Consider the following 5,749-nt stretch of genomic DNA (forward strand, 5'->3'; position numbering starts at 1 on the left):
GTTGGCCGGGCCGAACTGCACTTGGATCAGGTTCGCCACCATCTTGCCCTGCGAGCCGCCGACCAGCGACGGGGTGACGTAGTCGCCCACGGTCGGGATAAAAATGATCAGGCTGGCGGCGATGATGCCCGGCACGGTCAGCGGCAAGGTGACACGGATGAACCCCTCCAGCTTGTTGAGACCCAGGTCGGTAGCCGCCTCCAGCAGCGAACGGTCGATCTTTTGCAGCGACACATAGATCGGCAGGATCGCAAAGGGCGCCCAGGCATGGGCCAGGGTCAGCACCACTGCGAATTCATTGTAGAGCAGGAAGGTCAGCGGCTCTGTAATCAGCCCCAATGAGATCAGCGCCGAGTTCATCACCCCGTTAAAGCCCAGGATCAGCTTCCAGCTGAACACCCGCAGCAGGTAGCTGGACCAGAACGGGATGGTGATCAGCAGCAGCCACAGGGTTTTCTTCTGGGTGCGGAAGGCGATGAAATAGGCAATCGGATAGGCCAGCGCCACGGTCGCCGCCGTCACCGCCCCGGCAATCAGGATCGAGCGCAGCATCAGATGCCGCACCAGCGGATCGGTGGCGGCCTCCAGGTAGTTGGCCCAGGTCAGAGTCTTGTCGATCTCGACATAGGTCTGGGTCCAGAAGCTGTAGGCCACCAGGATCCCCAGCGGCGCAGCCACCAGAAGCCCCACATAAAGCGAAGCGGGCGCGCTGAGCGCCAGGCCTTTTCCAGCCTCGGTTTTGAGAAATCCGGCCATGTCTCTCCGTTGCTTGCAGGGGTTGCGGCGGGGTGCTGCCATTAAAAATGGACAATCGTCCATCAAAATCTGACGGCTGGCAGGGGGTCCTGTCAACAGGATTCTGTAAAAAATGTACAAACGTCCATTTTTGCTGGAGAAACCGTTTGGCCTGTGTCTAAACTGGACAGGCGGCACCGCTTGCCGCACAGGATTGATCCGCGTAACAGCAGTGGAAACGACCAGGACCCAAGGGACACATGGCCGGAAAACGGGAACAGAACCGCGAGCAGAACCGCCAAGCCCTGATCGGGGCGGTGCTGGATTCGGTGGCAGAGAAGGGGATCTCCGAGACCTCCGTCAGCGAGATCATCCAGCGCGCCGGCCTGTCGCGCGGCATGATCCACCTGCATTTCGGCGGCAAGGACAACCTGGTTCAGGCAGCGGCGCATCATTCCTCGGAAGAATACTACGACGGGCTGGAGGCGCTTTTGCAGACCGCGGGCGACAGCCCGCAGGAGCGGATCGAGATGATCGTGCGCGGCGACCTCAGCGAGCGGGTGCTGAACCGGCGCAACGTCAACATCTGGTACGCCTTCCGCGGCGAATCCCGCAACCGCACCGCCATTGCCGAGCATTCGGACACCCGCGACGGCAGGCTGCGCGGCATGATCCACAACGCCTTCTCCCGGATCGTACGGGAGGCCGGAACGCCGGATGCCTCCGGCGCGGCGCGCGATGCCACCCATGGCACCCTGGCGCTGCTCGAAGGCATGTGGACCGACTTCCTGCTGCACCCCGACCGGTTCGACCGGGAAGAGGCCGCGCGGATCATCTTCCGCTTTCTGGCGGCGATGTTCCCGGCGCATTTCTCGCTTAAGGGGGCGGTCCGGCCCCAGCAGGAGAAGGGGGCCGCACCCGCAGCCCCCGCGGCGTCAGATTCCTGACTTCACCTTGGTCCAGGCCCGGGTGCGCTGGCGCAGCGCCTTGGCGCCCAGGCTCTTGTCCGGGAACAGGCGGGCAAGGGTGGCAGCATCCGGATAGATCCCCGGATCAGACAGCACCTCCGGCAGCACATGGGCATCCGCCGCCGCATTTGCATTGGCAAAGAACACGGCATTGGAAACCCCGGCAATCACCTCCGGCTGCAGCATGTAGTCGATAAAGGCATAAGCCGCGTCCACATTGGGCGCATCTTCCGGGATCGCCATCAGGTCGATCCACATCAGGGTGCCCTCCTTGGGGATCGAATACAGCACTTCGACGCCATTCCCCGCCTCCGCCGCGCGGGCCTGGGCGATGCCCGCGTCACCGGAATACATCACCGCCAGGCAGACATTGCCAGCGGGCAGGTCGGTGGAAGGTTTCTGATTGTTGAAATAGCTGACGTTCTCCGCTGCAGCGGCCAGCAGTTCCTGCGCCTTGGCGACTTCCGCCTTGTCCTCGGTATAGGGATCGGCGCCAAGGTAGTTCAGGGCCACCGACAGCATCTCCACCGGCGAATCCAGCACCCCGATGCCGCAGTCCTTCAGCTTGGCAGCATTGGCTGGGTCGAACAGCAGGTCCCAGCTGTCGACAGGCAAGTCCCCCAGCCGCTCAGCCACCAGCGCCGGGTTGTAGGCGATGCCGATGGTGCCCCAGGTATAGGGCACACCCAGCTGCCGCCCGCCCGGCACTTGGTCAAGCGAAGCCAGGATTTCAGGGCGCAGGTTGCCGTAGTTTTTCAGCCGCGCGGTGTCGACCGGATGCAGCGCCCCTGCCTGCAGCTGCCGTTCGGCATTGGAGGCGGCGGGAAACACCACGTCATAACCCGAGCCGCCCGCCAGCATCTTGGTTTCCAGCACCTCGTTACTGTCGAAATAATCCAGCGTGACCCTGGTGCCGGTTGCCTCCTCGTAACCGGAAATGGTGGTTTCGCCGAAATAGTCCGCCCAGTTGTAGATCGCCAGATCACCGGCAGAGGCTGGCGCCGCCAGGGCGGCGGCCAGCAAGGTTGCAGTCATGGTATTGTTTTTGATCATTGTTTCCTCCCTGTTGCGCGCTGCCTCAGCGCTGGCCGGAAGGTCCGGCAGCGTAGAGGCAGAGCAGATCGTTGGCGATGGTGGCCGCCGCGATGGCAGTAATTTCAGAGATGTCATAGGCCGGGGCGACCTCGACCACGTCCATGCCCACCACGTCGGTGCCTGCCAGTCCGCGAATGATCTCCTGCGCCTGATAGGGCGACAGGCCGCCGATCACCGGGGTGCCGGTGCCGGGGGCAGAGGCCGGCTCCAGCGCGTCGATGTCGAAGGTCACATAAGTCTTGTGATCGCCGACGATGCCGCGGATCTTTTCCGCCACCGCTTCCGGCCCCGTCTTCTGCACCTCGATGGCGTCGATGATGTTCATCCCCATCGTGTCCGGGTTGTGGGTGCGGATGCCGACCTGAACAGACCGGGCCGGGTCCACCAGCCCTTCGCGGATTGCGTGCCACAGCATGGTGCCGTGGTCGATGCGGCCTTCCTCATCCGCCCAGGTGTCGGAATGGGCATCAAACTGGATCAGGCTCAGCGGCCCGTGCTTCTCCACATGCGCCTGCAGCAGCGGATAGGTGATGAAGTGGTCGCCTCCGATCGACAAGAGCGCCGTGTCAGTGGCCAGCACATCGCGCGCCGCCTGGGCGATTTCGCCCGGCACCTTGTGGGGATAGCCATAGTCGAACTCGCAGTCGCCGTAATCGACAACCCGCAGCGCCTCATAGGGATCAGCTTCCCACGGCCAGGGCTTGGACCAGGCAATATGGCTGGAGCCTGAACGCACCGCCCGCGGCCCCAGCCGGGTGCCGGACCGGCTGGACACCGACAAATCGAAGGGCACCCCCATCACAGCCACGTCAACTCCGCTGAGGTCGCGGGCATAGCGGCGGCGCATGAAGCTGAGCGCGCCGGCATAGCTGGCCTCTGCCACCACGCCGCGGTCGCTGCTGCGGGTAAAGGCCAGGTCGCCCTGTACGGGGTTCACGCTGGAGGAATCGGTCATTTGGGTCTCCGTCATGTTGAAAATTCGCTTGGACCCAGTTTGACTTTCGCGTTTATGCCGGCAAACTTGGCCAAGGATATATATCTTTAGGTATAGATGATGGACGACCCGATCTTCCCTCCGCTGCCCGCTGGCTGGGCCAAAGCGATGACCGCGCTGGCGGACACCATCGCGACAGAGCGTTTTCCCGGCGCACTGCGGCAGATCCTGTCGCAATGCTGCAGCTTTGATTCGATGGTCATCTCACACTACGCGGGCGCGCAGCCGCCAGTGCCGCTCTATCAGGATCTGGATGAGCTGCAGGCGGCGATCACGGTGGAATTCTACGCCAGCGGCCCCTACCTGCTGGACCCGCTTTATCAGGCCTGCCGCAACGGCTGCACTCCCGGCGCCTACCGGCTGATGGACCTAGCGCCGGAGGCGTTCTACCGCTCGGAATACTACCGCGCCTTCTACCGAAAGATCAGCATCAGCGACGAAATCGGTATCCTGGTGCAGGACGGGGCAGAGCGCTGGTTTATCGTTTCGCTGGCCCGGTTTGCCCGCCAGCAAAGGTTTGAGGCGGCAGACACGGAACGGCTGAATGCGGTGTTCGCGGTGATCGCCGCCGCCATACGGCGCCAGTGGGGACAGGCGGAAGACACCGCGGCGGCCCACCAGCCCGCAGACTGGGAGGACCGGATGCAGACCTTCGGCACCGGCGTCCTCAGCCCGCGGGAACGGGAGGTGGTGCAGCTGATCCTGCAGGGCCATTCCACCCCCTCCGCTGCCGCCTATCTCGGCATTGCCGAAGGCACCGTGAAGGTCCACCGCCACCACGCCTATTCCAAGTTTGGTATTGCTTCGCAAGCGGAATTGTTTTCGATGGCCACCCGGCACCTGGCGGGCGCAGGGTAGGGCAGCCTTGCCCCCATCAAACCCGCAAAGTCCCAAAAATTGCGCCAAAAACACAATTTTTCGGCGCGAAATTTTGGTTTTTCGGTCACTTTGCAGGCTTTTCTGTTGACGAAATCCACATTTTTACAAATTCTAGCGGTCAATCCGGTCGGATAGCCACCGTCTCCGACCTCAGGAATGAAGGCCGCAACGATGCCCACCACAGAAACCCACGCTGACCACGCCATACGGATCGCCGGGATCGCCGCGGAGGCCGCGCGCGGCTATTTCCGCGGCCGCCTGGGGATTGAGTTCAAGGCAGACGAAAGCCCTGTCACCCAAGCCGACAAGGCGGTCGAGAGCGAGGTGCGCGCCTATCTTGAGCAGCATTTCCCGGACCACGGCATCTTTGGCGAGGAACACGGCTTTGCCGGGGCGGACCGCGCGGAGGTCTGGATCATCGACCCGATTGACGGCACCCGCTCCTTCCTGTCGGGGCACCCGCTGTTCGGTTTCCTGCTGGGGTTCCTGCAGGGCGGCATTCCGCAGCTGGGGGTGATCGGCATGCCTGCACTGGGCGAAACCTATCTCGGGGTGCGCGGCCAGGGAGCCACTTTGAACGGACAGCCCATCCATGTGTCGGATCAGACCCGGCTGGATCAGGCGGTCCTCTATGTGAATGAAGGCGACAAAATCCACCGCGATTATCCAGCGCTGTTCAACCGGCTGATGCAGGCGGGCCAAACGCGCCGCTTTGCCTACGACTGCTATCCGCACGCGCTGCTGGCGGCGGGCCATGTTGATGCGGTGATCGATTATGATCTGCAGCCCTATGACTATCTGCCGGTATCCGCCGTTATCGAAGCCGCGGGCGGCGTGATCACCGATTGGGACGGCCAGCCGCTCGGGCTGGCATCCGACGGCCGGGTGGTCGCCGCGGCAACGCCTGCGCTGCACGCCGAAATGCTGGCGCTGATCAAGGGATAACCATATGGCAATACTGACCTTTCTGATCAGCCTGGCGGGCGCGACGATGCTGCTTTTGTATGCGGTGCGGATGGTGCGGACCGGGATTGAGCGCAGCTACGGCGCTTCGTTCCAGCGGCTGCTGACCGGACGG

General features: G+C 63.1%; 6 protein-coding genes. 3 read left to right on the forward strand and 3 right to left on the reverse strand.

The features are described from left to right. The coding region (locus tag LHL23_RS23145) for an ABC transporter permease (RefSeq protein ID WP_226431716.1) at positions 1-756 on the reverse strand (756 nt) is incomplete at its 3' end. A gap of 239 nt (positions 757-995) precedes the next feature. On the opposite strand from LHL23_RS23145, the gene LHL23_RS23150 reads away from it, so the two are divergent. Then, positions 996-1,682, forward strand: coding sequence for a TetR family transcriptional regulator C-terminal domain-containing protein (locus LHL23_RS23150; RefSeq protein ID WP_226431717.1), 687 nt, complete (start codon positions 996-998; stop codon positions 1,680-1,682). On the opposite strand, the gene LHL23_RS23155 is transcribed toward LHL23_RS23150, so the two are convergent. Both LHL23_RS23155 and speB read right to left on the reverse strand, forming a co-directional pair. After that, positions 1,671-2,756 (reverse strand): extracellular solute-binding protein, encoded by a 1,086-nt coding sequence (locus LHL23_RS23155; protein ID WP_222482630.1) that lies wholly within the window; start codon positions 2,754-2,756, stop codon positions 1,671-1,673. The two genes, LHL23_RS23150 and LHL23_RS23155, sit on opposite strands and share 12 nt — an antisense overlap. Positions 2,757-2,781: 25 nt before the next feature. Continuing rightward, a complete protein-coding gene (gene speB / locus LHL23_RS23160; RefSeq protein ID WP_222482631.1) occupies positions 2,782-3,753 on the reverse strand; it encodes an agmatinase in 972 nt (323 codons plus the stop codon). A gap of 96 nt (positions 3,754-3,849) precedes the next feature. Here speB and LHL23_RS23165 point away from each other — a divergent pair, with 96 nt between their 5' ends. Together LHL23_RS23165 and LHL23_RS23170 are read left to right on the forward strand one after the other, a co-directional pair. Next, a complete protein-coding gene (locus LHL23_RS23165) occupies positions 3,850-4,650 on the forward strand; it encodes a helix-turn-helix transcriptional regulator (RefSeq protein ID WP_226431718.1) in 801 nt (266 codons plus the stop codon). Positions 4,651-4,842: 192 nt separating this feature from the next. Continuing rightward, complete coding sequence (locus tag LHL23_RS23170) at positions 4,843-5,616, forward strand: inositol monophosphatase family protein (RefSeq protein WP_226431719.1); 774 nt, start codon at positions 4,843-4,845, stop codon at positions 5,614-5,616. Positions 5,617-5,749 lie beyond the last annotated feature (133 nt).

The sequence above is a fragment of the Leisingera sp. McT4-56 genome (assembly GCF_020514995.1).
GTDB classification, from domain to species: Bacteria; Pseudomonadota; Alphaproteobacteria; order Rhodobacterales; family Rhodobacteraceae; genus Leisingera; species Leisingera aquaemixtae_A.